The following is a 24,520-nucleotide window of genomic DNA, read 5'->3' as shown; positions in this document are numbered from 1 at the left end:
GGTGGCAACCTGATCGTCAAAAAAACATCTTCGTTGCCCCCGCATCAAACAGGAGCACAAACCGTGCCAGCGTGGTCTGACTGCAACCACATGCCGGGTGTAAGCAAGCCGCTACTCCAGGCTCAGGTGCTGCTCCCGCTCAGCCCGGCTCAGCAAGGACGCCATGGCCCCTACATCGATGAGCGCACACATGTGGCTGGTCACCGTACCCGCCAGCCAGGGTCGCTTGCTGCGGGCGGTACGCCATTTGACCTGTTCGGGGCGCAGGGTGAAAGATTGCGCAACCTGGTCACAGGCGAGCCCCCACTCACTGTCGTTCAGGCGGATCACGAACCGGTAATCGGCGCGCGCATCTGCCGGCACGCGGCCGGCCATCACCCACTGTGCGGTATCGACCACGCGGATATTGCGGTCCGCCCCCGGCAGCATGCCCATGTACCATGCGGGGCTGCCGGGCAATGGGGTGACCGCATCGTCCAGACGCTGGATGGCTCCCAGCAGCACCAGAGGCACCGCCAACTGCAGCCCGGCCACCTTGAAAATCAGGCATTCAAACGGGCGTCCGGCCCACTCGGGCTGATCCGCTGGTTCGTGTATGTCTGGCCGACCAGTCGACTCCGGCAACGCTGCGGGCTCCGCCGCTGCCGGTATCGGCAGCGCCGTGACAGGTGCGGGCGCCACCACCGGCACCTCCTCCGCCAGCACCCGATCTTCTTGCGCCGCTTCCTGGGTGGCGGTTTTCAACAAGTCGTCCAGATAGCTGCTCAGTGCATCGGCCGGCTCAAAAGACTCGTCCACCAGGCCGGCAACCGGTCCGCGGTCCCGGGCTGTCAATTTATCGACGCCGGTCATTGCGCCTCCGCTCCCGAGTGACTCTCGGCCAGCAATTCATCCAGCAGGTGCCGGTAGGCCCGCACGCCGTGGGTGGTGCTGTCCAGCGCCGACGGTACCACCCCCGCCTGACTGGCGTCGCGGAACTTGGTATCAACGGGCACCGCAAAGCGACTGAGCGTGTTCGGGTAGTCCTTGCGCAACTGGTTCAGGCTTTTGACGGAAGCCTGGGTGCGCCGGTCAAACAGGGTGGGCACCACTGTGTGGGGCAGGACGTTTTTTTGTGAGCGCATCACCATCTGCAGGGTGTGCAACATGCGTTCCAGGCCCTTAATCGCCAGAAATTCCGTCTGCACCGGAATCACCAAATGACGGGCGGCGGCCAGCGCATTGACCATCAGCACGCCCAAAGACGGCGTGTTATCCAGCAGCACGTAATCATAGTCATCCCAGAGCTGCGCCAACGCGCGGGAGACGATCAGCCCCATGCCTTCCACGCCCACCATTCTCCGCTCCAGGGTGGCAAGCGCAGTATTGGCGGGTAGCAGGGACAAATTGGCGCAACCGGTGCTGGTCACCAGCTGGGCGGGCAAATCCGCCGGCACCTTGCCCTGGTGCTGGAACAGATTGAAACTACTGTTGCTGATGCTGTCCGGGTCATACCCAAACCAGCTGGTCAGCGAGCCATGGGGATCCAGATCGACCACCAGCACCCGGTGCCCGCGCTCGGCCAGCAACCCCCCGAGGGTCACGACAGAGGTCGTTTTACCCACCCCCCCTTTCTGATTGGCTACAGCCCAGATTCGCACGTCGTGTTCTCCAAGGAATATCCATAACGGTTACCGGTTATGCCGGGTTAACGGCACGGCCGGACATAACTTTAAGGGTTCGCCGGGGTTAGCGTACCGCCCCGCGGATGCCGGCCTCACGGGAAATCAGCACCACCACCCGCCGATTGCGGCTGCGGCCTTCAACGGTGTCGTTGCCGGCGACCGGCTGGAACTCGCCGTAACCGATGGCGGCCATGCGATCAGGCGCTACCCCGTCCATGGCGAGCATTCGCACCACGGCCGCTGCCCGGGCACTGGAAAGCTCCCAGTTGGACGGGTATCTGCCGGTGTGAATGGGCTGATTATCGGTAAAACCTTCCACCCGGATGGCGTGTTCCCGCCCCCGCAAAACCCTGGCAATGCGTTTGACCACCTCGAAGGCGTCGTAATGGGGTTCGGCGTCACCGCTGGCAAACAACAAACTGCCCCGCAACCCCAGCTCCAGCCAGTCGTCGCTGATTTCCAGGGTGGCGACGCCTTGCTGAATCAGCTCACCAAATTCCGCCGCCAGGGCGTCCGCCATGGCCCGCATGGCCTCTGCGCCGTTGTGCCGATCCGTTACCGGGCTCTGCCCGGGGCGGGCCACCGGCAGTGACACCAACTCCGTCCCCGCGGGAAGCGCATTGGAACCAGGCGGTGTGCCGTCGGCCTGTACCGGAGTGATGGCGCGCTGAGGGGCGTTGAACACCCCGGTCAACGAATCCGACAGCACCTTGTACTTACCTTCATTCACCGATGACACCGAGTACATGACCACAAAAAAAGCGAACAAGAGGGTGATAAAGTCGGCGTAGGAAATCAGCCACCGCTCTTGGTTAGGGGGCTCTTCTTGCCATCGCCGTCTGCGACTCATGGCAAAAACCCGCGCAGACGCATTTCAATGGCGCGGGGGTTTTCCCCCTCCGCAATGGCCACTATGCCGTCAACCATCATGTCCTCGTACAGGGAACGTTCCCGGGCGATGCTGCGCAACTTGTTGCCGACCGGAAAAAACAACAGGTTCGCCAGAGCCACACCGTAGATGGTGGCCACAAAAGCGGTGGCGATGCCGCTGCCCAATGCGGCCGGGTCCTCCAGATTGGTCATCACCTGAATCAACCCCATGACCGCGCCGATAATCCCGATCGTCGGCGAGTAGCCGCCCATAGCGTCAAACACCCGGGCGGAATCCAGATCCCGCTGTTCCCGCGCACTCAGATCCACCTCCAGAATGCTGCGGATGGTATCTGTTTCCGCGCCGTCCACCAGCAACTGCAGCCCTTTGCGGGCGAACCGCTCGGGCTCGAGTTCCGCCAGCCCTTCCAGCCCCAACAGCCCCTGCTTGCGGGCTTTGACACTCCAGTCGACCACCTTGCCGATGCCGTCTTCCAGATCCAGGTAAGGCGGGACAAACACCCAGCGCGCTTGCACCACGGCACGGCGTAACACGGGCCAGGACGTCTGCAAGACGGTGGCGGCCAGCGTACCGCCGATAACAATCAACGCGGCAGGGCCGTTGAACAGTGAAGCCAGGGCACCCCCTTCCAGCAGGTTGCCCCCCAGAATCGCGGCAAAGGCGAGCACCATCCCCCAGCAGGCTGAGTATATCCATCAGTGCACGCCATCCAGCAGCCGCGGTCCGAACTCCTCCAGCGACAACACCTCGTCACTCAGGCCCGCCTTGGCAACCGCCATGGGCATGCCGTAAATGACCGACGACTGCTCATCCTGCGACCAGACCACCGAACCGGACTGTTTCATCAGCCGACAGCCTTCCCGGCCGTCCGCTCCCATGCCGGTGAGCACAATGCCCAGGGTTTCCCCCGGGAAGCTGCGGGCCAGCGAGCCAAAGGTGAGGTCAACACTGGGCTTGTAGTTCAGCCGATCATCCCCGGACAGGATCCGCACCCGCCCCCGCCCGCCGCGCTGCTCGACCATCATCTGCTTGCCACCGGGGGCCAGCAATGCCAGGCCGGGTTCGAGCAGATCGCCATCTTCCGCCTGTCGGACGTCAATCCGACACAACTTGTTGAGGCGCTCTGCAAACGCCGGGGTGAAACTGGCGGGCATGTGCTGCACCAAAAGCAGCGGCGCCGGGAAGTTTGCGGGCAAACCGGACAGCACCCGCTGCAGGGCGATGGGGCCGCCGGTGGAGGTGCCAATCCCCACCGCACGGTAGCGGCGGGAGGCGACCTTACGGGCCGCGGTCCTTACTGGCGTTCCGGGCACAGCATCCGCGGCCTCTGCGCTGGTCTCCCGGCGGGGCGCCCGCACCGCAGGGCGCACCGGGGCGACGGGCGTCGGCGTTACCGGGCGGGGCGCGGCCGCCAGGCGCTGACCGGGGCGGCTGCGCGCCACATCCAGGATGCGGTCAATGAGGATTTTCTGGAGCTGACTGGAATTCCCGGCGATTTCTTCAAAGTTTTTCGGCAAGAAGTCGACCGCCCCCGCCTCCAGCGCGTCGAGGGTGACCCGGGCGCCTTCGTAGGTCAGGGAGGAGAACATCAGCACCGGGACCGGCCGGCGCTTCATGATTTCCCGAACCGCCGTGATGCCGTCCATGACCGGCATCTCGTAGTCCATAGTGATGACATCAGGGCGCAACTGTTCCGCCAGTTCCACCCCTTCCCTGCCGTTACGGGCAGCACCCACCACCTTGATTTTATCGGAGGCATTGAGGACTTCGGTCAGTCGCTTGCGAAAGAAGCCTGAGTCATCAACGACCAGAACAGACACTGCCATCGTCCTTTCCCTTAAACGAATTATCAGTCCGCGCGGCGTCAGCCGTAATGTTGCAAGAGGCTGGCCACATCGACAATCAGTGCAACGCGCCCGTCACCGGTAATGGTGGCGCCGGCGACCCCCGGGGTGCCCATCAGTCCGCGCCCCAGGGGTTTGATCACCACCTCTTCCTGGCCGATCAACTGATCTACCACAAACCCTACGTGCTGGGTGCCCAGGGCAACAATGACCACGTGACCGTTCACCGGTGACGACTCACCCGTTGCCCCTTTGACCAGCCAGCGTTTGATATGGAAAAGCGGAAACACCTTGTCACGCACCACTATGCATTCGCGGCCATCCACAATGTTCTTCTTGGTGAGATCAAGATGAAAAATCTCCACCACGTTCACCAGGGGCAAGGCAAAGGACTGATCGCCCAGCATGACCATCAAGGTGGGCATGATGGCCAGGGTCAGCGGCACTTTGATGACAATCCGTGAGCCTTCGCCCAGCTTGGACTCAACATTGAGAATGCCGTTCAGCTGGTTGATTTTGGTTTTTACCACGTCCATGCCGACCCCACGGCCGGATACGTCCGAAACCTCGGTTTTGGTGGAAAAACCTGCCGCAAAAATCAGGTTGAAACAGTCAGATTCAGTCAGGCGGTCGGCGGCTTCCTGGTCGTACAGACCTCTCTCAACGGCCAACCGACGCAATTTATTCGCATCCATACCGGCACCGTCGTCCGCAATGGTCAGCAGAATGTGATCGCCCTCCTGCTCGGCCGTCAGGGTCACGGTGCCCACCCGGGGCTTGCCGGCTTGCTCGCGCGCGTCCGGCATCTCGACGCCGTGGTCCACCGCGTTGCGCACCAGGTGAACCAGCGGATCTGCCAGCGCCTCAACCAGATTCTTGTCCAGATCGGTATCTTCGCCGTGCATCACCAGGCTGACTTCTTTGTTCAGACTTCGCGCCAGATCCCGCACCACCCGTGGAAAGCGGCCGAACACCTTTCTGATCGGCTGCATCCGGGTGTGCATGACCGCCGCCTGCAGGTCGGTGGTCACCACGTCCAGATTGGAGACCGCTTGCTGCATGTGCTCATCCCCGCTCTCGCCCCCCAGGCGCTGCAACCGGTTGCGCACCAAAACCAGCTCACCGACCATGTTCATGATATCGTCGAGGCGTCGGGTATCCACCCGGACGGTGGTTTCCGCAGCCGGTGCGGTATCCCGTGCCGGCGCCGTTTTCTGAGAGGCGACCGCCGCCGTCACCGGCGCGGCGTCCGCCTGTGAGCTGGCGTGCTCCGGGGGCGCAGACGAAGGCCCCGCCGCCGTCGGGCCGGTACCTTGGCCATGCAGTTCATCCAGCAGGCTGTTGAATTCAGCGTCGCTCATGGCGTCGTCAGCGGCGGCAGATCCGGGCTCCGCCGACACCGCCCCCTTGAACTGCCCTGCTCCGTGCAGCTCGTCCAGCAGCGCTTCGAACTCGTCGTCGGTGATGGCATCGTCCCCGACGGTGTCTCCGGCTGTCGCCACCGCCCCCTTGAACTGCCCTTCCCCGTGCAGCTGGTCCAGGAGCGCCTCGAATTCGTCGTCGGTGATGTCATCGCCGCCGGTGCCTGAGTCGTCGGACGGCACCTGACCCGATACCGGTGCTGCGGGTGCGTCTTCCGTCAACGCATCCAGCAAACGCTCGAATTCGTCGTCGGTAATATCGCCATTCCCGGGGTTCTCAACAACGGGCTGCCCGGCAGTGGCCGCATCCGCGACCTCGGCGGATGCGGGTATCGCAAACGCATCCAGCGCGGCAATCAACTCGACGGGTGCCGGCGTCAGCGCCTCCTGTCGTCGCAGTTGCTCGAATATGGCAATGATGTGGTCGTGGGTTTCCAGCACCACGTCCATCAACTCGGCATCGACACGGCGTTTGTGGTTTCGGAGGATATCAAACACATTCTCCGCAGAATGGAGGCAATCCACCAGGGCATCCAGCTGCAAAAAGCCTGCACCGCCCTTGACGGTATGAAAACCGCGGAAAATTGCGTTGAGAAGTTCGCTGTCGTCCGGGTTCTGCTCCAGTTCAACCAGCTGTTCCGAAAGTTTCTCCAGGATCTCGCCGGCTTCAACCAGAAAGTCCTGCAGGATTTCGTCATCCGCATCAAAGGCCATGCCACATCCTCACTCAGAAACCAAGACTGGACAACAGGTCGTCAACATCACTCTGCCCAGATACCACATCCGTCCGTTCCGCAGCATTCATTTGCGGGCCCACGCCCTGCTCGGCACTGATCGCCATGCTGCTCAGGTCATGCACCGTGCCGGTCATCTGATCGACATGGCTGGCCATCACCACCAGACTCAACAGGTTTTCTTCCACCTCCCGCACCAGGCTGGTCACTTTTTGGATCACCTGCCCGGTCAGGTCCTGGAAGTCCTGTGCCAGCAAAATTTCCGACAGGCTGTTGTAAATGCCCTCGGACTCTTCACTCAGGCTGACGAAAAACCGGTCAATGCGACCGTAGAGTTCCCGAAACTCGGCCGGCTGCATTTCGCGACGGCGCAAGCGCTGCCAGTCGTCCCGCAATGAGGTCGCCTGAGCCTGCAGGGCCCGGGCGCGGGGCATCGCATCCTCCACCAGGTCCATGGTGCGGTTGGCCGCCTGACTGGTCATCTGCACCACGTACTCCAGCCGGTCCGAAGCATCCGCCATTTTAGACAGGGCTTCTTTTTGCTCGGAGTTGCGCGGGTCGATCTGAAAGTTATTGATGGCCTCATGGAGGCTCCGCGTCAGCCTGCCCACTTCCCGGTAGAGACTTTGATCACGCACCTCATTGAGATCATTGATCAACGTCATGGCGCGGGCATAGTCGCCGGCATTGACCTGCGCCACCAGCTCGGTCGCCTGGGATTTCAGCGCGTCCACAACGTCCGGATCAAAACTGGAATTTTCTATGCTGTTATTGCCCATGGATAAACATCCGGAAACAGTTACTGAATACGCTCGAAAATCTTCTCGATTTTTTCTTTTAGCACGGCCGCGGTAAACGGCTTCACCACGTAACCGTTCACGCCCGCCTGAGCGGCCGCGACGATCTGGTCCCGCTTGGCCTCGGCGGTCACCATCAGTATCGGCAGGGTATTCAGATTCTCGTCGGCCCTGACTGCCTTGAGCAGGTCAAAGCCTGACATGCCCGGCATATTCCAGTCGGTGACCAGAAAATCGTATTTGCCCGTTTTCAACATGGGCAAGGCTGTGGTGCCATCGTCCGCTTCGTCCGTGTTAGCAAACCCAAGATCTCGTAACAGGTTTTTTATAATCCGACGCATTGTGGAAAAATCGTCCACAATCAGGATCTTCATATCTTTGTCCAATGGGACCTCCAGTTAATAGCGCCCGGGAAAACACCGCGTATTGTGTTAGCTTTGCTCGCTGTGTAAAGCGACAGTTACCAAATGACTACAGTAATGCAACGAGACTGACCATGTGCACCGGGGTTAACCGGTGTTCGGTTGCTGCCAGTCAGCCAGCCTCGCCCGCAACCGCAGGGCAGCCTGACTGTGTATCTGACTGACCCGGCTCTCACTCACGCCGATCACTGCACCGATTTCTTTAAGGTTCAGCTCTTGATCGTAATACAGGCTCAGCACCAGCTGTTCCCGTTCGGACAGCTCGGTAATGGCCTGTGCCAGGCTCTTGCGAAACGAACCTGCCGCCAGGGCCCGCAGCGGATTATCTTCACCGTCTGATTCTTCTATCGGCAGCTCGCCCGATTCATTGAGCTCGTCAAGGCTGAACAGGCGACCACTGCTGGCGTCGTTCAGGCAGGCGTGGTACTCATCGAGCGTCATACCCAGCTCGTCGGCCACCTCAGAGACTTGCGCTTCCCGTCCGTGACGGTCTTCGACCGCCTTGATGGCGCCGGCGACCCGCCGGGCGTTCCGGTGCACGGAACGGGGTACCCAGTCGCCCCGGCGCATTTCGTCGATAATGGCCCCGCGAATGCGAATGCCGGCATAGGTCTCGAAAGACGCGCCCTTGTTGGCCTGGTATTTCTGGGCGGCCTCCAACAGCCCTACCATACCGGCCTGCACGAGGTCATCCAGCTGCACGGAGTCGGGTAGCCGCCCTAGAATATGGAGGGCTATTTTCTTGACCAGCGCGGCATGCTGCTCCACCAGTTGGCGGGTTTGCTGTGCCCCTGTCCGCTGATACACATCAGGACTGGTTGTCAAAGTCATGTATCCCGCTCGCCCACCTCAAACACCCACGAGCCGCTCGACAAAAAACTCCAGATGGCCCCGCGGCGCGGACAAGGGGGGCCAGCGATCCACGTTTGCAGCCAATTCCTTGAGGGCGAGAGACGCCGGAGCGCGGGGGTAAGCGTCGATGACCGCCCGCTGCCGCTGAACCGACTTTTTGACCGCCTCGTCATAGGGCACGTGCCCCTCGTATTGCAAGGCAACGTCAAGGAACCGCTCAGTGACCCGGGCCAGCTTGGCAAATAACTGACGCCCCTCGGCGTCGCTGCGCACCTGGTTGGCCAGCACCCGGAAACGGTCTACCGCGTAATCCCGCTCCATCAGCTTGATCAGGGCATAGGCATCGGTGATGGAGGTGGGTTCATCACACACCACCAGCAACACCTCCTGAGCCGCTCGTAAAAAACTGACCACCGACTCGTTGATTCCGGCGGCGGTATCAATGATCAGCACATCGATCTGATCACTCAGTTCGCTGAAGGCGTTGATCAGACCGGCATGTTCCATGGCGCTCAACTGGGTCATTCTCTGGGTGCCAGACGACGCGGGCACCACCTTGATACCACCCGGCCCGTCCACCAGCACCTCGCTCAGGCTGCACTCACCGGCGAGTACATCCGCCAGGTTGCGCCTGGCCGTGAGCCCCAGCAACACATCCAGGTTTGCCAACCCCAGATCCGCGTCCAGCAACACCACCCGGCGCCCCATCTGGGCCAGCGCAATACCAAGATTGACGGACACATTACTCTTGCCAACGCCACCCTTGCCGCCGGACACTGCAATCACCTGCACAGGACGTGATTTACCCATACCCAATTAATCTCTTGCGATATAGTCGCTGACGCCCGCCCAGCGGGACGCCAGAATGTATTCCCGGGCCGCGTTCACGCGCCCTCCGCCATTATTTGCTGCTGCCGCATCTGCTTTACGCGACCCACTGCCTGTCGCACCAGTGACACCGCACTGGCGGGATGAAGATCGTCGGGGATTTTCTGGCCGTCGGTATAATAGGCCACCGGCAGAGACGTCTCTACGGCAAAACCGAGCGCCTCGCCCAGCGTAAGTGCTTCATCAAGCTTGGTTAATACACAGCCTGCGAGGTTGGTTATCTTATAACAATGCCAAACAGATTTCATGATGCGCGCCTGACTGGTGGCCGCCACCACCAAATGGGAGCGGACGCCGTGACGACTTTGCGCCAGCTCGGTCAGCTGCTCCTGATACCCCTTATCCGAAGGCGTCAATCCCGCAGTGTCAATCAGCACCAGGTGGCGATCGGACAATTCATCAAGAATCGCATCCAGTGAATGGCTGTCGTCGACAACCCGCACCGGCACATTCAGAATCCGGCCAAACACAAACAGCTGCTCATGGGCAGCGATACGATACCGGTCGGTGGTAACCAGGGCCAGCGAGTCAGCACCGTGCTCCAACACGTAGCGCGCCGCCAGTTTGCCGATGGTGGTGGTTTTCCCCGAGCCGGTCGGCCCCACCAGCGCGTACACCCCACCGGTCTCCATCCATTCCGTCCGTGGCGTTTTCACGCCGGCCGCCAGGGTCTTGAGCGCCTGTTTCCAGCCGTCTTCCAGACGCCGGCCTCCCTGGTTAGCGGCGATAGCCTCGGCCAAAGTGGTGCTCAACCCGAACTCCTGCAAGCGTTCCACCAGCCGCTGCTGCACCGCACCCACCGGCGCTGCCGCTGCAGCAACCGCAGTCTGACCCTGCACCAGGTCCCGCAGGGAACTGATCTCCGCCCGCATCATGGCCAGCTCGTCGGTACGGGCACCCCCCGCCTCAACCCTGGCACTACCTTCCGCAGCGACCTCCCCCGCGCGTCTTTCGCGCACCTCCAGAATGCGCTCCCGGGAACGCCCCAATTCCTGTTCGAGGCGGCGATGCTGCTCAGCCTGCAATTCGGCCAGACGCGCACCGTTAGGTGCGGCAAGCCCTGCCTCCCCCAACCGCTGACGCGCCATATTCTCGTCGTAATCCAGCGCCGTCACAATTTCAACGCCATCGTCTACTTTGCGATTGGAGAGGATGACCGCATCCGGCCCCATTTCTGCCCGAACCTGCTTGAGCGCTTCTGCCATGCTCGCTGCAAAGAACCGTTTGACTTTCATCTCTTCCTCCACCGATACCGGCTCACGCCGCCACCTGATTTACCGTTGCGTCTGTAGGGTCACTGCCCCACCGACGCTACTATCGTAATTTGCTTGTTGTCCGGCACTTCCTGGTACGACAGGACGTGCAAGCGATCCACACCGTAACTGGCGAACCTGGCCAGCACCGGGCGCAGCGGTGCCGAAACCAGCAGTATCGCCGGCTTACCCATCATTTCCTGCCGCTGCACGCTGTCCTGCAACGACCGCTGCAGTTTTTCGACCATATTGGGCTCGAGCACCAGACCGATATCCTCGTGGCCGCCGGATTGTTGACTCTGTTGCACTGACTGAAGCAACAACTGTTCCAACTCCGGATCCAGGGTGATGACCGGTATTTCCGCGTCATCGCCACAGATGCTCTGCACGATCATGCGTTTTAACGCCTGGCGGGCGGCTACGGTCAGCACTTTGGGGTCCTGGCTACGGGGATGGATATTCACCATCGCCTCGGCAATCGAGCGCATATCCCGGATCGGTACCTCTTCCTGCAACAGATTCTGGAGCACGCGTAACAGCAGGCTGATGGTGACCGTCGCGGGTACCAGTTCCTCGGCGAGTTTCGGCGAGATTCTCTCCAGTTGATCCAACCACTGCTGCACCTCTTCATGGCCCAACAGCTCGTGAGCGTGTTTTTGCAGTATCTGGTTGAGATGGGTCGCCACCACAGTGCTGGCGTCCACCACCGTATACCCAAGGGTCTGGGCCTGGTCCTTTTTGTCCTCTTCGATCCAGCACGCATCCAGCCCGAACGCCGGATCCTTGCCTTCAATCCCTTCAACTTTCCCGAACACCTGCCCCGGGTCGATGGCCAACTCCCGGTCCGGATGAATTTCCGCTTCGGCAATGGTGACCCCCATCAAGGTGATGCGATAGACGTTGGGCATCAGATCCAGATTGTCGCGAATGTGCACCGACGGCATCAGAAAACCCAAATCCTGCGACAGCTTCTTGCGCACCCCCTTGATGCGCGTCAGCAACTGGCCGCCCTGGGTTTTATCCACCAGAGGGATCAGCCGATACCCCACCTCCAGACCGACAATGTCCACCGTCGGTACGTCGTCCCAACCTAACTCCCGGGTTTCCTGGGGCGCCGACAACAGGGCGCCGTCCTCACCGGTCGCCCCCGGCAACTCCTGACCGCCCGCAGACGCCCGGGGGGCACCTCCCCGGGCCGGGAAGACCGCACCGGTTTCCACCGTTTGCCGGTCACGCTTCCAGATCAGGTAGGCAGCCCCGGCAGCCAGCCCCCCCAGCCCCAGAAAGGCCAGGTGCGGCATGCCCGGAATAAGCCCCAGCAGGATTAAAATGCCTGCTGCAATCGCCAACGCCCGTGGGGCGGTGAACATTTGCTGCAGAATCTGACCGCCCATGTCCTGGGACACGGTTACCCGGGTGACCATGATAGCCGCCGAGGTGGACAGCAGCAGCGACGGAATCTGGGCGACGAGTCCGTCGCCGATCGTCAGCAGGGCGTAATTCTGCATCGCGGTGCCAAACGCCAGCCCGTGCTGCAGCATACCGATGGCAACCCCGCCAATGATATTGATGGCCAGGATCAGCAGCCCAGCCACCGCATCGCCTTTCACAAATTTGCTGGCGCCGTCCATGGAACCGTAGAAGTCAGCCTCCTGGGCAACCTCTTCCCGCCGGGCACGGGCATCGTCCTGACCGATCAGCCCCGCATTCAGATCGGCATCGATGGCCATCTGCTTGCCCGGCATGGCGTCCAGGGTAAAGCGGGCGCTCACTTCCGAGACCCGTCCGGCCCCCTTGGTCACCACCAGAAAGTTAATGATCATCAGAATGGCAAACACCACCAGACCGACGGCGTAGTTTCCGCCAATCAGCACCGCACCAAACGACTCGATCACTTTCCCGGCAGCGTCGCCGCCCTCGTGCCCGTGCAGCAACACCACCCGGGTTGACGCCACGTTCAGCGCCAACCGCAACAGGGTGGCCACCAGCAGCACCGTGGGAAACGCCGCAAATTCCATGGGCCTAAGGGCGTAGACACACACCAGCAGGATCACAATGGACAGGGTTATGTTGAAGGTGAACAGCACATCCAGCAGAAACGCAGGCACCGGCAGGATCATCATGCCCAGCAAAGCCATCAGCAGCAGCGGGACCCCCAGACTCCCCTGAGTCAAGAATTTGACGTTATTCAACATTGACACTCGATCCATGCCAGCATTCACTCCCCATGCCACCCTCCCTTGCGGGATCGGGTTGGTATTTTGACGCTTTCGCGCTTGCCGGGGGAATTAGCGCAAGATCTGTACCAGTCTTGAAAATCAATCAATGAGCGCCTGACGTCAACGCCCATATACGCTATCCTTGCGCTGGATATTTTGCGCCCACTGACAACTGATCCTATAGAAGGTAACCCCATGCCCATTCACGAGGTTCGACACCCGCTGATCCGCCATAAACTGGGACTGATGCGCCGCCGCGAAATCAGCACCAAAAACTTCCGCGAGCTGGCTCAGGAACTGGCCGCATTGCTGACCTATGAAGCCACCAAGGACTTTTCGCTGCACGAGCAGACCATTGACGGCTGGGCAGGCCCGGTCACCATTGAACAAATTTCCGGCAAGAAGGTCACGGTTGTCCCGATTCTGCGTGCGGGTCTGGGCATGCTGGACGGGGTGCTCAGCCTGATCCCCAGCGCCCGGGTCAGTGTGGTGGGCCAGGTACGCAACGAGGAGACCCTCGAAGCCAGCACCTATCTGGAAAAACTCGTGGGTGAGCTCGACCAGCGCATGGCCATCATCGTTGATCCCATGCTGGCCACCGGCAACTCGCTGATCGCCACCATCGATCTACTGAAAAAAGCCGGCAGCACCGAAATTCGTGCGCTGATCCTGGTGGCCGCACCGGAAGGGATCCAGAAAGTTCTGGAAGCTCACCCGGATGTGTCCATCTACACCGCGTCGATCGACCAGGGTCTGAACGACAAAAGCTACATTCTTCCGGGGCTTGGTGACGCCGGCGACAAAATATTCGGCACCAAGCAAAAGGACAACTAAACATGCAAGCAGTACCCGACAACTCCCACTGGCGCAACGCCCTGGCCGGTTCACAAATGCTGCTGGTGGCCTTCGGCGCATTGGTGCTCATGCCGCTGATCACCGGCCTCGATCCGAACGTTGCGCTGTTTACGGCGGGGATGGGCACGCTGGTTTTCCAGGTGGTGACCGGCGGCCAGATTCCAATCTTCCTGGCCTCATCGTTTGCGTTCATCGCGCCGATCCTGGCGTCAAAAACCCGCTTCGGGCTGGAAGAGACCCTCGGTGGGCTGGTCGCAGCCGGGGTGCTCTATGTCATTCTCAGCGGCGTCATCCGGCTGCGCGGTACCGGTTTCATCAGCCGGCTGCTGCCCCCGGTGGTGATCGGCCCGGTGATCATGGTGATCGGCCTGAGTCTGGCACCGGTGGCGGTGCACATGGCATCCGGGCGCAGCGGAGACGGCAGTGCGGTACTGGTGCCTGAAACTCTGGCGCTGGCCATTGCGATGGTGTCCCTGGCGGTGACGGTAATCGCCACCGTCTGGTTCAAGGGGATCTTCCGGCTGCTGCCCATCATGTTTGGCGTGGTGGCCGGCTATGTACTGTCGGTGGTTGCCGGCATTGTAGACTTCACTCCGGTGCAACAGGCCCCCTGGCTGGCAGTGCCCAATTTTGTCGCGCCTGCGTTCGGCTGGTCAGCGATCCTGTTTATGATACCGGTCGCCATCGCACCGGCAATCGAACACATTGGTGACGTCCTGGCGATCGGTAACGTTACCGGCAGAAACTACCTCAGCAAACCCGGTTTGCATCGCACTCTGCTGGGCGACGGTCTGGCCACCAGTTCGGCGGCGCTGCTGGGTGGCCCGCCCAACACCACCTACTCCGAAGTTACCGGGGCGGTCATGCTGACCAAAAACTTCAACCCGAAGGTGATGATCTGGGCCGCCTTCACCGCCATTGTGCTGGCCTTTGTGGGCAAATTCGGGGCGGTCTTGCAGACCATTCCGGTGCCGGTGATGGGGGGCATTCTGTGCCTGCTGTTTGGCTCGATCGCGGTGGTTGGAATGAGCACCCTGATCCGTCATCAGGTGGATCTGTCCGCCGCGCGCAATCTGGTGATCACCGGGGTGACGCTGGTGTTTGGCATCGGCGGCATGATCATCGGCCACATGGAAGGCATTGCGCTGTGCGCGGTGGTCGCTATTGCCCTGAACTGGTCGTTACCGGGCGACCGGGAGGCCTGGGGCAAGGCGGTTCACCAGAACGACAGCGTCTGAATACCGCGCTGACCTGCGGCCGGCTCAGCGGTCACGGCGCAGGTCACCGGGAATCGGAAATTCCGGCAGGGTGGGTTTCTCACCCTGCCCCCGGCGGAATTGGCGCAACTGAAACAGGTACGCCAGCACCTGGGCTATCGCCATATACAGACCGTCCGGAATCTCGCCCCCTATGTCGGTGTTGTGGTAAACCGCCCGGGTCAGCGGCGGCGTACGCAACACATCCACCTTGTGCTCCCGGGCGATTTCCATAATCTTGAACGCGACCTGATCGGCCCCTTTGGCCACCACTATGGGCGCCGCCATGGTGTTCTGGTCGTACTTCAGGGCGACCGCGTAATGGGACGGGTTGGTGATGACCACGTCGGCGCCCGGCACATCCTGCATCATCCGGCGCTGCGCCATTTCACGCTGCAGTTGACGAATGCGGCCCTTCACCTCCGGCTTGCCTTCGGTGTCCTTGTACTCGTCCTTGACTTCCTGCTTGCTCATTCTGAGCTTTTTATGATGGTCGTAGATCTGGAACGGCACGTCGATGGCGGCAATAACCACCGTGGCACAGGCCAGCAGAAAGAAACTCCAGCCAAGGGTCGTGACCACATGCGCCATCGCCGGCACAGCCGGCTGCGAGGCAATGCTGAGCAGGTCATCCGTGCGCAGCCGGAGTATCAGTATGGCGACCGCCATCACCAGCCCCACCTTGGCGATTGCTTTGACCAGTTCCACCAGCGAGCGGGTCGAGAACATCCGCTTGAGCCCTTTGAGCGGGTCCATCCGGTTCAGCTTTGGCATGATCGCCTTGCCGCTGAACAACAAGCCGCCTATACCAATCGACCCGGCAATGGCAGCGATCAACACCAGCAGCATGAAGGGCGCCAGCGCCAGCGCGGCCTCCTGTGCTGCCGCCAGCAGCTTCAGCCCCATAAAATGGGTGTCGAACGCCTGCTCCCGCGCAAAGGAAAAACTGAACCGCATGATGCGCTCGAGGGCCTCTCCCAGCATGGCGCCGAATATCAGCAAACCACTGGCACCGGCCAGCAGGACCGCCATGGTGGCCAGTTCTCTGGAACGCGCGGTCTGGCCATCCTCCCGTGATTTTTCCAGTCGTCGGGGGGTGGCTTCTTCGGTTTTCTCCTGACTGTCGTCGCCGGCTTCGGCCATCGGACACCCTCAGCAAATGTGCGGCTGCGCCCTCAGGGCTGCCCCTGCAACTGCCGCATGAATTCAAAGGTTTGTTCGGTGTACAGCTGAAAGTGGGGCGCAAAATTGGCGTGCAACACCCAGATCGAAAACAGCCCGAAGATGAGCCCGATGGGGAAGCCCAGGGCAAAAATGTTCATCTGCGGCGCCGCCCGGGTCATTACCCCGAACGAAATGTTGACGATCAGCACCGCGGTCACCGCCGGCAGCGCCAACAGCATGGCCGACACAAAAATCCAGCTGATTCGATGGGCCAGATCCCACGCGCCCATCTGCCCCAGACCGGCCAATCCGATCGGCAGGGTGTAGAAACTTTCGATAAACACCTCAAAAGCCACCAGATGGCCGTTCATGGCCAGATACAGCAGGGTGATGGTGATGCTGTACAACTGGGACAAAACCGGCACGCTGACGCCATTCGTCGGATCCACCATGGACGCAAAGCCCAGCCCCATTTGCATGGCGATCATCTGCCCGGCCACCACAAACAACTGAAACAAGGCGGTGAGCGCAAACCCCATCCCCACACCGATCAGGATCTGTTGCAGGGTAATGATGACCGCGTCCGCGCTGAGCGCGTCCACCTGGGGCACCGGCCCGATCATCGGCACCACCAGAATGGTGATCAGCAACGCCAGTCCCAGTCGCACCCGCGCAGGCACCAACTGGGTGCCGATGAACGGGATCACCATCATGAAACTGCCGAGCCGGAACAGCGGCCACAGGTATTGGCCCACCCACTGGCCCAGCAAATCCGCACTGAGTTCGACGCCCATGACGGTGTTACCCGATCAGGAAGGGTATGCTGGATATCAACCCCTGGGCGTGGTCAAGCAGCTGCCCCAGCATCCAGGGCCCGGCAAATATGATGACCAGCAGGGTGATGATAAGGCGGGGCAAAAAACTCAGGGTTTGTTCGTTGATCTGGGTCGCCGCCTGAAAGGTACTGACCACCAACCCGATCACCAGCCCGGGGGTAATGATCAGCCCGGCCAGCATCACTATCATCCACAAGGCATCCCGCATGATGTCGATTACGGTTTCCGGCGTCATCGCAAACGATCCTCTCTGGCAGCCTGTCGGACTTGACCGGTCGTCACGGGGGGAAGTCCGTATTGAGGCCGTGTTAATACGCTTTGGGGACGATTCGTGGTGCTGTTTATCGAACCAGAGCTTGAACAGCCACCAAAACCGGCGTTTTGGCAGCAGGTCCGTGGCAAGCCCGATCGGTTACTAGATGCCATAACTCGCCGCCAGGGTGCCAATGATCAGCGCCCAGCCGTCCACCAGCACGAACAGCATGATCTTGAAGGGCAGCGAGATGATGATGGGCGACAGCATCATCATTCCCATGGCCATGAGCACGCTGGCCACCACCATGTCGATGATCAGGAACGGGATAAACAGGATGAACCCGATCTGGAACGCGGTCTTCAGCTCGCTGGTGACAAACGCCGGCATCAGCACCCAGAACGACACCTCCTCGGCACTGTGGTATTGCTCGTCGGCGATGCGGATAAACAGCGCCAGATCGTCTTCCCGGGTCTGCGCCAGCATAAACGCGCGGAACGGTTCACTGGCTCGGGCCACCGCCTCCAGGGGGGATATTTCCTCCGCCATGTAAGGCTGCAAGGCCACCCGATTGGCTTCTTCGAGCACCGGCTTCATGATGAATATACTGAGAAACAACGCCAGCCCCAGCAGGATCTGATTCGACGGGGTCGCCTGCAGTCCCAGGGCCTGGCGGAGAATGGCGAACACCACGATGATGCGGGTGAACGAGGTCATCATCATCAGCATCGCCGGCAGAAAGGTCAGCGCGGTCATGACCGCCAGAATCTGCAGGGTCACCGAATACTCGGCAACACCTTCGCTTTCACCCGGCGTTACGGTGAACGCGGGAATACCGGGAATACCAGGGGTATCGGCCAGTGCCAGGGGCGCGCCCAGCATCAGCAAGAGTCCCAACCACGCAAGCCTGTTAGCTTTTTTCATTTCTTACCGATCAGTCCTTGCAATCGCTGGGCAAACACACTGGACTCGAACTCACCTGCGTTCACCACCGGCTCAGCAAATACATGCAGCGTGCGGATCGCGGAGGGCGTGATACCCACCAGGATCTGCTGCCCCCCCACATCAATCAGGGCAATGCGCTCGCGGGCCCCCAGGGCCATCACCGACACCACCTTCATGGACTGATTGTGCATGCCACTCAACCCGTTCATGCGTCGCACGAACCAGGCGCAGGCAAAAATCACCGCCAGCACCACCAGCAGGCCCAGCCCCAGACTGACCAGCGAACCGGCCGAGCCGCTGACCGAAGCGGGCGCAGCGGCGGCGGGCTGCGCGGATACGCCATAATGAGGCCCCAGCCAAAGCACGGGCATTGCCAGCGACAGCGATCCGAAGCGCATGTTATTTCTGCAACCGTTTTATGCGTTCTGCGGGGCTGATGACATCGGTCAGCCGAATACCGAACTTGTCGTTAACCATCACCACTTCCCCATGGGCAATGAGGGTGCCGTTCACCAGCACATCCAGCGGCTCACCCGCCAGACGGTCCAGTTCAATCACCGAGCCCTGATTCAACTGCAGCAGATTGCGGATGGGGATCTGGGTGTTGCCCACTTCCATGGAGATAACCACCGGTATGTCCAGGATAACGTCCAGATCCGGGGCTTCACCGGTAGCGGCAGTACCCTGATCGAATTCTTCCATGGGCGCGGTCCGCACACCCGGGGCTGAGGCCTGGTCCACTTCTCCCGCTTCCGCCATGGCGGCTGCCCATTCATCGGCACGGTCCCCCGTGTCGCCGGCCGGTTCGGCATCATCCGATTCGGCCATAGCGACTTGCCATTCGGCGGCAAGCTTTTCATCCTCACTCATTTCCTGCTCGCTTCTGATTCCGTCGTCAGCCATTTCGCCCTACCTTCAGTTGTTTTTTAACTTTGGGCCGGTCGGCCCGATCACTGATCCGCAACGCCAACTTGCCATCCCGGGTGCCCAGAGTCGCCTTGTAGACCGGGATACCGTTGGCGGTAACCATCAACTCGTCCGGCACTTCAACCGGAATGATGTCTCCGGTCTTGAACCCGGCCACCTCCCGCAACGAGATCCGACGCCGGCACAAGGTGGTATTGATGGGCACCAACACCTCTTTGATGTCCTCCTGCAACGCATTGACCCAACGCTCATCCAGGTCATCAATGTCACTTTGCACACCGGCGTCGAGCACGTCGCGGACAGGCTCAATCATGGAATATGGCAACGCCATGTGCACCTCGCCGCCACCGCCATCCAGTTCCACATGGAAGGTGCTGACCACCACCACTTCACTGGGGCTGACTATATTGGCCATTGCAGGGTTGACCTCCGAGTTGATGTACTCGAAATCGATTTTCATTACCGCCTGCCACGCTTCCTGCATGTCATGGAACATCTGGTCAAGCACCATCTGCACTATGCGGCTTTCGGTCGGGGTAAACTCACGGCCCTCAATCTTAGCGTGCCGGCCTTCGCCGCCGAAAAAGTTGTCAACCAGCTTGAACACCAGTTTGGCGTCGAGAATGAACAACCCCGTGCCCCGCAACGGCCGGACCTTCACCAGATTGAGACTGGTGGGCACGTAAAGGGTATGGATATACTCGCCGAATTTCATGATCTGGACGCCGGCGGCAGACACGTCGGCGGTGCGCCGCAACAGATTAAACAGACTGATGCGGGTATAGCGGGCAAATCGTTCGTTGATCATTTCCAGCGTGGGCATGCGGCCGCGCACGATCCGGTCCTGACTGGCGAGGTCGTAGGTTTTGACGCCCGCCCCGTCCGTTTCCTCATAGGTGTCGATATCACCGTCATCAACACCGTGCAACAGCGCGTCGATTTCTTCCTGTGAGAGTAAATCCTGCATACTCAGCCCTGCTCCCGACCGTTGTTAGTCCGCATGGGGACGTTATTGCAATACAAAATTCCGCAGCAACACCGCACGCAGACCCGGTGCGCCTTCCTGTTCGAGGACACGATTGACCGCCGCCAACAGCTCGGAGGTCAACGCGGCACGCCCGTTGGGCGCCTGCAGCGCCATAAAGTCGCTGCCGCTGAGCACCCCGATCATCTGGCTCCGCAGCAACGGCAGGTGTAACCTGGCGGCTGCCAGCGCCTCGCCGTTATCGGCCTCAAAAGCCAGGTGCACTTGCACATACCGTTGCCGGCCTTCCGCCTGCACGGTGGTCACCAATGCCTTATCAAGCACCTGATACTGACTCGGGGTGAATGCCGGTTCCTGAGCGGCCGCCAGCTCTGCCGGATCATCGGTGCCCCCGCCCGCCTCACTGCGGTCTGCCAAAAACCAGAGTGTGCCGGCAATCGACAGGCCGATGGCCAACACCGCCAGGGTCGCAAGTAAAACCGTGGTTTTCAGTGTGCCGCTTCGCGGAGTCACATCCGCCTCAGGTTCCGCTGCCATAATTCGCTTCTGCCAAATTTCCGCCGTTTCAAGAGTCGCACCCAGGATAAAGCAAGAGATGGGCCAACATGCCGTGCCTGCAGCGCGAACGCAGCAGTTTAGCGCCACTGCACGCAGGGGGCAAAAGAGATGGGAAAACGCTGGCGTGGCCGGCGGCTATCAGGCGTAGAGGTCTATGGCTCCGGTCCAGCCCAGATCGATGCTGGTGGCGGTGGCCGCCAGATCTTCGTCGTCCTGACCGGTCGCGGCGGCAACCACGCTGCCGCTGCTCTGGCCCTGTGCATCCGGTTCCTCACCGGACTGGTTTGCTGAGGAGTCGGTCACATCAAACCCGCTCAGCTCCATACCCTGTTCACTCAACATGTCCCGCAGGCGGTGGCTGTTCTGTTCCAGCTGATCCCGCACCGCCTGATTGGCCGAATGCATGCTGATGTGGGCCTGATCCTGCTGCACCTGCACCCTGACCTCCATGGGCCCCATATCCGGCGGGGTCAGGTGAATCTCTGCCGCGGTTAATTTGTTGGCGGCCAGCCAGGTGAGCTTGCCAACCACCTGCTCGCCCCACTGCTGGTGACCCACCGGCAGCTCGACACTGGTTGTATAGGCGCGCAGGACCGGCGTCGCCTCGGGGAGTTTGTGACTGGCCACGGACGTCAGCGAAGACGCACCCGGGGCGACCCGCGCCGCTGGGGTGCGGGCTTCAAGCTCTGCGAAGCTGCCGCTGTCTGCACCTTGCCCTTCAAGGAAGTTTTGCAGTGCCTGAGTAAGGCCCGGATCCGCCCCCAGCACCGCGGCCGGGCCAGACTGTGCCCCCGCTGCCAGCGCCGGGCTCAACAAAGCCGAACCCGTCGCAGATTCGCCGGTAACGCCCCCCGCGCCGCTCCCGGGTAACGGGCTGACCCACGCTTGCAGGGCGGCGAAGGTAAACCCGGCCGAGGCGTCGTCAGCCCCGGCACCGGTCGTTTCCGCCAGGCCGGTGGCGGGGGGCACGGCAGTTTTTGGGGGGGGACTGATCGACCGGCGGGGTCCCGTCTCCGGACCCGCTGCTCTCGGGCTCGGTGTTGCGGGCAGCGCCCTGGCGCTGATCGAGCTTGCGTTGCTCGGCACGGGAGATCGTGTCGTACTGACTGTCACCGCGTTTGTCACGGGGTGAGGCAGATTTTTGTGCCGCCGGCCCGACGGATTCGGGGGCCGGCACCTGGGGAAACACCATTCCGGACATGGCAACCTCTTGCCGCTTAGTGGGATCAGATGCATCTACCACAGTAGCTCAGCAATTAGGATGCCAACATCGACCGCCGGCCCACTGCCCGGCGTATCAGGTTGCCGAGCACAACCAACGTTCAAACAGCAACTCCACGACATGAAACTCATTTTCGATTTCCGCAAGCAGGGCGCGCACTTCGGTCATCTGTCCGGCCCGCCCGGCGACCTCGGCCTGGGCGCACAGCAAACCCAATTGTGGCGCCCCGATGTTGGTGGAACTGCCTTTCAAGCTGTGCACCGAGTTCATGAACGCGTCGTTATCACCGCTCGCCAGGGTCTGCCGCAACGTGGCGATCCGGCTTTTGGAGTCCTCTATAAAGGTTCGGATCAGCACCCCAAATTCGTCTTCCATTACATCTTGCAGTTCGGCCAGTGCGTCCTGGTCCAGGTGCGGTCGGATAGTCATGCCAACTCCCCCGTGATTACGGAAGCCGCCAGTGATAGACGACTTCAATGTGATTACCTTGTGCGTGAAACCGGACGGACTCACTCAGTCCCTGGATGAGAGCCAGCCCTCGCCCCGCATAGGGTGTCCGCCCATGTCCGTTATTCAGGTATTGCTGGACATCGAAACCTTTGCCGGAATCTTCGCAGGCGATAACGAGTTTTCCGCCGGTGTCGGTTGCCGTGTGTCGGAAATGAAAGCGGATGAAGTGTCCGTGGATGTTCTTCAGCCGACGTTCTCTTTCAGCATAGTACCGGCTGAAGCCTTCGGGTGAGTTTTTCCACGCCGATGACAGTTCGAGCACGCCGTGCTCCAGAGCATTCGCGTACAGCTCGGAGAGCAAGGTGTACACGTCGCTGCTGCGATGGCGCAGACCGGGCACTTCAAGACAAATGTGTAGCAGCAATGGCAGCGGATTGAAACTGCTTAACGTGGGCCCCTCGATTTTGTAACTCGATTCCCAGTGCATTGGCCCGTTGCGCGCCTCCAGCACCAGCTGGGCCGACACGGCGGGCAACAGGCTCCCGCTGACCATTTCCAGCACCACCAGGGTCGCATCGTCCTGCATTTGCTGGTCGCCGGTGAACGCCTGCAAGCCTTCCTGCAGGGCCTCAAAGACCGCCGCTGCTCCGGTGTGCGGGCCCAACGCCGCCTGCAAACGCGCTTCACCGTACATTTCACCGTCCCGGTTGGTGGCTTCGACCACACCGTCTGTCGCCATAAGCAGCACATCGCCCGGATCCGTTTTAATGATGACCACGTCGGTGGAAAAGCGGTCGGCATCCAACACCCCCAGGGGCAGATGCGCCGAGCGGACCAGCTGAAACTCGCCATTGGGTCGCAGCAGGTAGCCGTCCGGCAAGCCGCCGTTCCAGATGCGCAGTTCACCCTGATGGAAATTGGCCTGCACCAGACAGGCGCAGCAAAACATGCCGGTGGGCAGTATCCGGTTTAACTTCTGATTGATTTCGCGCAGGATTTCCCCGAGATCAAACCCTTTACTGGTCATGCCGTAAAACATTTCGGCAATGGGCAGCGCTCCGACTGCGGCCGGCAACCCGTAGCCGGTGAAATCGCCGATAAATATGTGCAGTCCGCCGGAAGGCCGGGGGCACGCCAGCAACAGGTCCCCGCTGAACACAGACAAGGGTGAGGCGCGATACATGATATGGGGGGCGTCAAGGCACCCGGTGTGGGCGATGTTGTCGAACACCTTTCTGGCAAGGCGCTGCTCGGCCAGCAATTGCTGATTGTGGGCGTGAATCACGTCCCGTTGCCGACTCAGGGTTTCATGCATCTGCCGCATGCGGTTGAAGGCCTTGATTTTGGCTTCAATGATGACCCGGTTGTAGGGTTTGGGCAAAAAGTCATCGCCCCCCGCCTCCAGACAACGGGCCAGCGCATCCGCCTCTGACAGCGAGGTCAGAAAGATCACCGGCACCATCTGTTCGCCCGCCAGTGCTTTGATTTGCCGGGCCGCCTCCAGACCATCCATCACCGGCATCATCACGTCCAACAACACAATATCAGGGCGGTGCTGGCGGTACCTGTCCACCGCTTCGGCGCCGCTGACCGCTTGGTAGACCCGGTGCCCCAGCCGTCGCACCAGAGATTTCAGAATCAGCCGGTCGACGTCATTGTCGTCCGCAATGAGTATCCGCAATGGGTGTTTTTCCGGCAGATCCTGGTCCATCACAGCGTCCATTCCCGCAGCCCCGACGATTGATCAGCGTGTGATCAGCGGATGTCGAACAATTGCTCGAAGTTGGAAATCGCAAGTATCCGGCGGACGTCACCGTTACAGTTTTCAATGTGGATTCTGGCGGCATCCCCACCGGCGTAATCCCTCAGTAACAGCAACATGCCCAGGGCCGAGCTGTCCAGGTAGGTGGTTTCCGTCATATCGATCACGTAGTGCCCGGTGTCCGTGTTGCCGTCTTCGTAGGCGTCTCGGAATGCCTGATGGGTGCTGAAATCGAACCGTCCGGTAATTTTAATCGTCAGAGTCTGGCCATCGTCACTTCGGCGCGTCTGAATCGGCATTCAGGTATCTCCCTGTAAGGTT

26 protein-coding genes and 1 pseudogene are annotated in these 24,520 nt (G+C 60.8%); 2 read left to right on the top strand and 25 right to left on the bottom strand.

Annotated elements, in window-relative coordinates; genetic code table 11:
• Window positions 1-111 precede the first annotated feature (111 nt).
• From BG841_RS11905 to flhA, 12 genes and pseudogenes are all read right to left on the bottom strand, one after another.
• Window positions 112-852, bottom strand: a complete 741-nt coding sequence (locus BG841_RS11905; protein ID WP_083260254.1) for a chemotaxis protein CheW — start codon at window positions 850-852, stop codon at window positions 112-114.
• A complete protein-coding gene (locus BG841_RS11900) occupies window positions 849-1,640 on the bottom strand; it encodes a ParA family protein (RefSeq protein WP_070057862.1) in 792 nt (263 codons plus the stop codon). The genes BG841_RS11905 and BG841_RS11900 overlap by 4 nt, the downstream gene beginning before the upstream one ends.
• 88 nt (window positions 1,641-1,728) lie before the next feature.
• The gene (gene motD / locus BG841_RS11895) at window positions 1,729-2,514 is read right to left on the bottom strand and encodes a flagellar motor protein MotD (RefSeq protein WP_070057861.1); all 786 of its coding nucleotides are present in this window, start codon (window positions 2,512-2,514) and stop codon (window positions 1,729-1,731) included.
• Window positions 2,511-3,252, bottom strand: a pseudogene (locus BG841_RS11890) (flagellar motor protein). Before BG841_RS11890 ends, motD begins: the two are co-directional and overlap by 4 nt.
• Window positions 3,252-4,382, bottom strand: a complete 1,131-nt coding sequence (locus tag BG841_RS11885; protein WP_070057860.1) for a protein-glutamate methylesterase/protein-glutamine glutaminase — start codon at window positions 4,380-4,382, stop codon at window positions 3,252-3,254. The pseudogene BG841_RS11890 and the gene BG841_RS11885 overlap by 1 nt, the downstream one beginning before the upstream one ends.
• A 38-nt stretch (window positions 4,383-4,420) precedes the next feature.
• Entirely contained in the window at window positions 4,421-6,535 is a 2,115-nt protein-coding gene (locus BG841_RS11880) for a chemotaxis protein CheA (RefSeq protein ID WP_070057859.1), read from the bottom strand.
• Window positions 6,536-6,548: 13 nt separating this feature from the next.
• Entirely contained in the window at window positions 6,549-7,334 is a 786-nt protein-coding gene (locus BG841_RS11875) for a protein phosphatase CheZ (RefSeq protein WP_070057858.1), read from the bottom strand.
• Window positions 7,335-7,354: 20 nt separating this feature from the next.
• A complete protein-coding gene (cheY, locus tag BG841_RS11870; RefSeq protein WP_070057857.1) occupies window positions 7,355-7,738 on the bottom strand; it encodes a chemotaxis response regulator CheY in 384 nt (127 codons plus the stop codon).
• A 123-nt stretch (window positions 7,739-7,861) separates the two neighbouring features.
• Complete coding sequence (locus tag BG841_RS11865; protein ID WP_070057856.1) at window positions 7,862-8,605, bottom strand: RNA polymerase sigma factor FliA; 744 nt, start codon at window positions 8,603-8,605, stop codon at window positions 7,862-7,864.
• A gap of 18 nt (window positions 8,606-8,623) precedes the next feature.
• Window positions 8,624-9,436 (bottom strand): MinD/ParA family protein, encoded by an 813-nt coding sequence (locus BG841_RS11860; protein ID WP_070057855.1) that lies wholly within the window; start codon window positions 9,434-9,436, stop codon window positions 8,624-8,626.
• Between the two features lie 74 nt (window positions 9,437-9,510).
• Entirely contained in the window at window positions 9,511-10,749 is a 1,239-nt protein-coding gene (flhF, locus tag BG841_RS11855) for a flagellar biosynthesis protein FlhF (RefSeq protein ID WP_070057854.1), read from the bottom strand.
• Between the two features lie 59 nt (window positions 10,750-10,808).
• Window positions 10,809-12,977 (bottom strand): flagellar biosynthesis protein FlhA, encoded by a 2,169-nt coding sequence (gene flhA / locus BG841_RS11850; RefSeq protein ID WP_070057853.1) that lies wholly within the window; start codon window positions 12,975-12,977, stop codon window positions 10,809-10,811.
• A gap of 204 nt (window positions 12,978-13,181) precedes the next feature.
• On the opposite strand from flhA, the gene upp reads away from it, so the two are divergent.
• On the top strand, window positions 13,182-13,820 hold the full coding sequence (gene upp / locus BG841_RS11845) for a uracil phosphoribosyltransferase (protein ID WP_070057852.1): 639 nt from the start codon (window positions 13,182-13,184) through the stop codon (window positions 13,818-13,820).
• Between the two features lie 2 nt (window positions 13,821-13,822).
• Complete coding sequence (locus BG841_RS11840) at window positions 13,823-15,079, top strand: uracil-xanthine permease family protein (RefSeq protein ID WP_070057851.1); 1,257 nt, start codon at window positions 13,823-13,825, stop codon at window positions 15,077-15,079.
• A gap of 24 nt (window positions 15,080-15,103) precedes the next feature.
• Here BG841_RS11840 and flhB read toward each other — a convergent pair whose 3' ends face one another.
• The 13 genes from flhB to BG841_RS11775 form a co-directional block, all read right to left on the bottom strand.
• Window positions 15,104-16,240 carry a flagellar biosynthesis protein FlhB gene (gene flhB, locus BG841_RS11835; protein ID WP_070057850.1) on the bottom strand — a complete coding sequence of 379 codons (1,137 nt, stop codon included), beginning with the start codon at window positions 16,238-16,240 and terminating at the stop codon, window positions 15,104-15,106.
• 32 nt (window positions 16,241-16,272) lie between these two features.
• Entirely contained in the window at window positions 16,273-17,055 is a 783-nt protein-coding gene (fliR, locus tag BG841_RS11830; RefSeq protein ID WP_070057849.1) for a flagellar biosynthetic protein FliR, read from the bottom strand.
• Between the two features lie 7 nt (window positions 17,056-17,062).
• Window positions 17,063-17,332 carry a flagellar biosynthesis protein FliQ gene (gene fliQ / locus BG841_RS11825; RefSeq protein WP_070057848.1) on the bottom strand — a complete coding sequence of 90 codons (270 nt, stop codon included), beginning with the start codon at window positions 17,330-17,332 and terminating at the stop codon, window positions 17,063-17,065.
• 180 nt (window positions 17,333-17,512) lie between these two features.
• On the bottom strand, window positions 17,513-18,274 hold the full coding sequence (gene fliP / locus BG841_RS11820) for a flagellar type III secretion system pore protein FliP (protein ID WP_070057847.1): 762 nt from the start codon (window positions 18,272-18,274) through the stop codon (window positions 17,513-17,515).
• On the bottom strand, window positions 18,271-18,693 hold the full coding sequence (fliO, locus tag BG841_RS11815) for a flagellar biosynthetic protein FliO (RefSeq protein ID WP_070057846.1): 423 nt from the start codon (window positions 18,691-18,693) through the stop codon (window positions 18,271-18,273). The genes fliP and fliO overlap by 4 nt, the downstream gene beginning before the upstream one ends.
• A 1-nt stretch (window position 18,694) precedes the next feature.
• Window positions 18,695-19,198 (bottom strand): flagellar motor switch protein FliN, encoded by a 504-nt coding sequence (fliN, locus tag BG841_RS11810; RefSeq protein ID WP_070057845.1) that lies wholly within the window; start codon window positions 19,196-19,198, stop codon window positions 18,695-18,697.
• Entirely contained in the window at window positions 19,191-20,189 is a 999-nt protein-coding gene (fliM, locus tag BG841_RS11805) for a flagellar motor switch protein FliM (RefSeq protein ID WP_070057844.1), read from the bottom strand. Before fliM ends, fliN begins: the two co-directional genes overlap by 8 nt.
• A 42-nt stretch (window positions 20,190-20,231) precedes the next feature.
• Window positions 20,232-20,744, bottom strand: coding sequence for a flagellar basal body-associated FliL family protein (locus tag BG841_RS11800; protein ID WP_070057843.1), 513 nt, complete (start codon window positions 20,742-20,744; stop codon window positions 20,232-20,234).
• A gap of 159 nt (window positions 20,745-20,903) precedes the next feature.
• Window positions 20,904-21,734, bottom strand: coding sequence for a flagellar hook-length control protein FliK (locus BG841_RS11795; RefSeq protein WP_070057842.1), 831 nt, complete (start codon window positions 21,732-21,734; stop codon window positions 20,904-20,906).
• Complete coding sequence (locus BG841_RS17080) at window positions 21,688-21,966, bottom strand: hypothetical protein (protein ID WP_070057841.1); 279 nt, start codon at window positions 21,964-21,966, stop codon at window positions 21,688-21,690. The genes BG841_RS11795 and BG841_RS17080 overlap by 47 nt, the downstream gene beginning before the upstream one ends.
• Window positions 21,967-22,062: 96 nt before the next feature.
• Window positions 22,063-22,416 (bottom strand): Hpt domain-containing protein, encoded by a 354-nt coding sequence (locus tag BG841_RS11785; RefSeq protein ID WP_070057840.1) that lies wholly within the window; start codon window positions 22,414-22,416, stop codon window positions 22,063-22,065.
• A gap of 16 nt (window positions 22,417-22,432) precedes the next feature.
• Window positions 22,433-24,160 (bottom strand): ATP-binding SpoIIE family protein phosphatase, encoded by a 1,728-nt coding sequence (locus BG841_RS11780; protein WP_228141651.1) that lies wholly within the window; start codon window positions 24,158-24,160, stop codon window positions 22,433-22,435.
• Window positions 24,161-24,192: 32 nt separating this feature from the next.
• On the bottom strand, window positions 24,193-24,498 hold the full coding sequence (locus tag BG841_RS11775; RefSeq protein ID WP_070057838.1) for an STAS domain-containing protein: 306 nt from the start codon (window positions 24,496-24,498) through the stop codon (window positions 24,193-24,195).
• Between the last annotated feature and the right edge of the window lie 22 nt (window positions 24,499-24,520).

The organism is Marinobacter sp. X15-166B (assembly GCF_001752365.1).
GTDB lineage: Bacteria > Pseudomonadota > Gammaproteobacteria > Pseudomonadales > Oleiphilaceae > Marinobacter.
Note: the sequence above shows the minus strand (reverse complement) of the source record. Positions and strands in the feature narration are given on the sequence as shown.

What these genes read in the sequence shown, in the direction of transcription:
- BG841_RS11785 (WP_070057840.1), bottom strand. Translation starts at nt 22,416, where the DNA reads ATGACTATCCGACCGCACCTGGACCAGGACGCACTGGCCGAACTGCAA.
- BG841_RS11775 (WP_070057838.1), bottom strand. Translation starts at nt 24,498, where the DNA reads ATGCCGATTCAGACGCGCCGAAGTGACGATGGCCAGACTCTGACGATT.
- BG841_RS11880 (WP_070057859.1), bottom strand. Translation starts at nt 6,535, where the DNA reads ATGGCCTTTGATGCGGATGACGAAATCCTGCAGGACTTTCTGGTTGAA.
- fliM (WP_070057844.1), bottom strand. Translation starts at nt 20,189, where the DNA reads ATGCAGGATTTACTCTCACAGGAAGAAATCGACGCGCTGTTGCACGGT.
- BG841_RS11865 (WP_070057856.1), bottom strand. Translation starts at nt 8,605, where the DNA reads ATGACTTTGACAACCAGTCCTGATGTGTATCAGCGGACAGGGGCACAG.
- BG841_RS11860 (WP_070057855.1), bottom strand. Translation starts at nt 9,436, where the DNA reads ATGGGTAAATCACGTCCTGTGCAGGTGATTGCAGTGTCCGGCGGCAAG.
- BG841_RS11800 (WP_070057843.1), bottom strand. Translation starts at nt 20,744, where the DNA reads ATGGCAGCGGAACCTGAGGCGGATGTGACTCCGCGAAGCGGCACACTG.
- fliP (WP_070057847.1), bottom strand. Translation starts at nt 18,274, where the DNA reads ATGAAAAAAGCTAACAGGCTTGCGTGGTTGGGACTCTTGCTGATGCTG.
- flhF (WP_070057854.1), bottom strand. Translation starts at nt 10,749, where the DNA reads ATGAAAGTCAAACGGTTCTTTGCAGCGAGCATGGCAGAAGCGCTCAAG.
- flhB (WP_070057850.1), bottom strand. Translation starts at nt 16,240, where the DNA reads ATGGCCGAAGCCGGCGACGACAGTCAGGAGAAAACCGAAGAAGCCACC.
- fliQ (WP_070057848.1), bottom strand. Translation starts at nt 17,332, where the DNA reads ATGACGCCGGAAACCGTAATCGACATCATGCGGGATGCCTTGTGGATG.
- BG841_RS11780 (WP_228141651.1), bottom strand. Translation starts at nt 24,160, where the DNA reads ATGGACGCTGTGATGGACCAGGATCTGCCGGAAAAACACCCATTGCGG.
- flhA (WP_070057853.1), bottom strand. Translation starts at nt 12,977, where the DNA reads ATGGATCGAGTGTCAATGTTGAATAACGTCAAATTCTTGACTCAGGGG.
- BG841_RS11840 (WP_070057851.1), top strand. Translation starts at nt 13,823, where the DNA reads ATGCAAGCAGTACCCGACAACTCCCACTGGCGCAACGCCCTGGCCGGT.
- BG841_RS11885 (WP_070057860.1), bottom strand. Translation starts at nt 4,382, where the DNA reads ATGGCAGTGTCTGTTCTGGTCGTTGATGACTCAGGCTTCTTTCGCAAG.
- fliO (WP_070057846.1), bottom strand. Translation starts at nt 18,693, where the DNA reads ATGCGCTTCGGATCGCTGTCGCTGGCAATGCCCGTGCTTTGGCTGGGG.
- upp (WP_070057852.1), top strand. Translation starts at nt 13,182, where the DNA reads ATGCCCATTCACGAGGTTCGACACCCGCTGATCCGCCATAAACTGGGA.
- fliN (WP_070057845.1), bottom strand. Translation starts at nt 19,198, where the DNA reads ATGGCTGACGACGGAATCAGAAGCGAGCAGGAAATGAGTGAGGATGAA.
- fliR (WP_070057849.1), bottom strand. Translation starts at nt 17,055, where the DNA reads ATGGGCGTCGAACTCAGTGCGGATTTGCTGGGCCAGTGGGTGGGCCAA.
- BG841_RS11905 (WP_083260254.1), bottom strand. Translation starts at nt 852, where the DNA reads ATGACCGGCGTCGATAAATTGACAGCCCGGGACCGCGGACCGGTTGCC.
- BG841_RS11875 (WP_070057858.1), bottom strand. Translation starts at nt 7,334, where the DNA reads ATGGGCAATAACAGCATAGAAAATTCCAGTTTTGATCCGGACGTTGTG.
- BG841_RS17080 (WP_070057841.1), bottom strand. Translation starts at nt 21,966, where the DNA reads ATGTCCGGAATGGTGTTTCCCCAGGTGCCGGCCCCCGAATCCGTCGGG.
- motD (WP_070057861.1), bottom strand. Translation starts at nt 2,514, where the DNA reads ATGAGTCGCAGACGGCGATGGCAAGAAGAGCCCCCTAACCAAGAGCGG.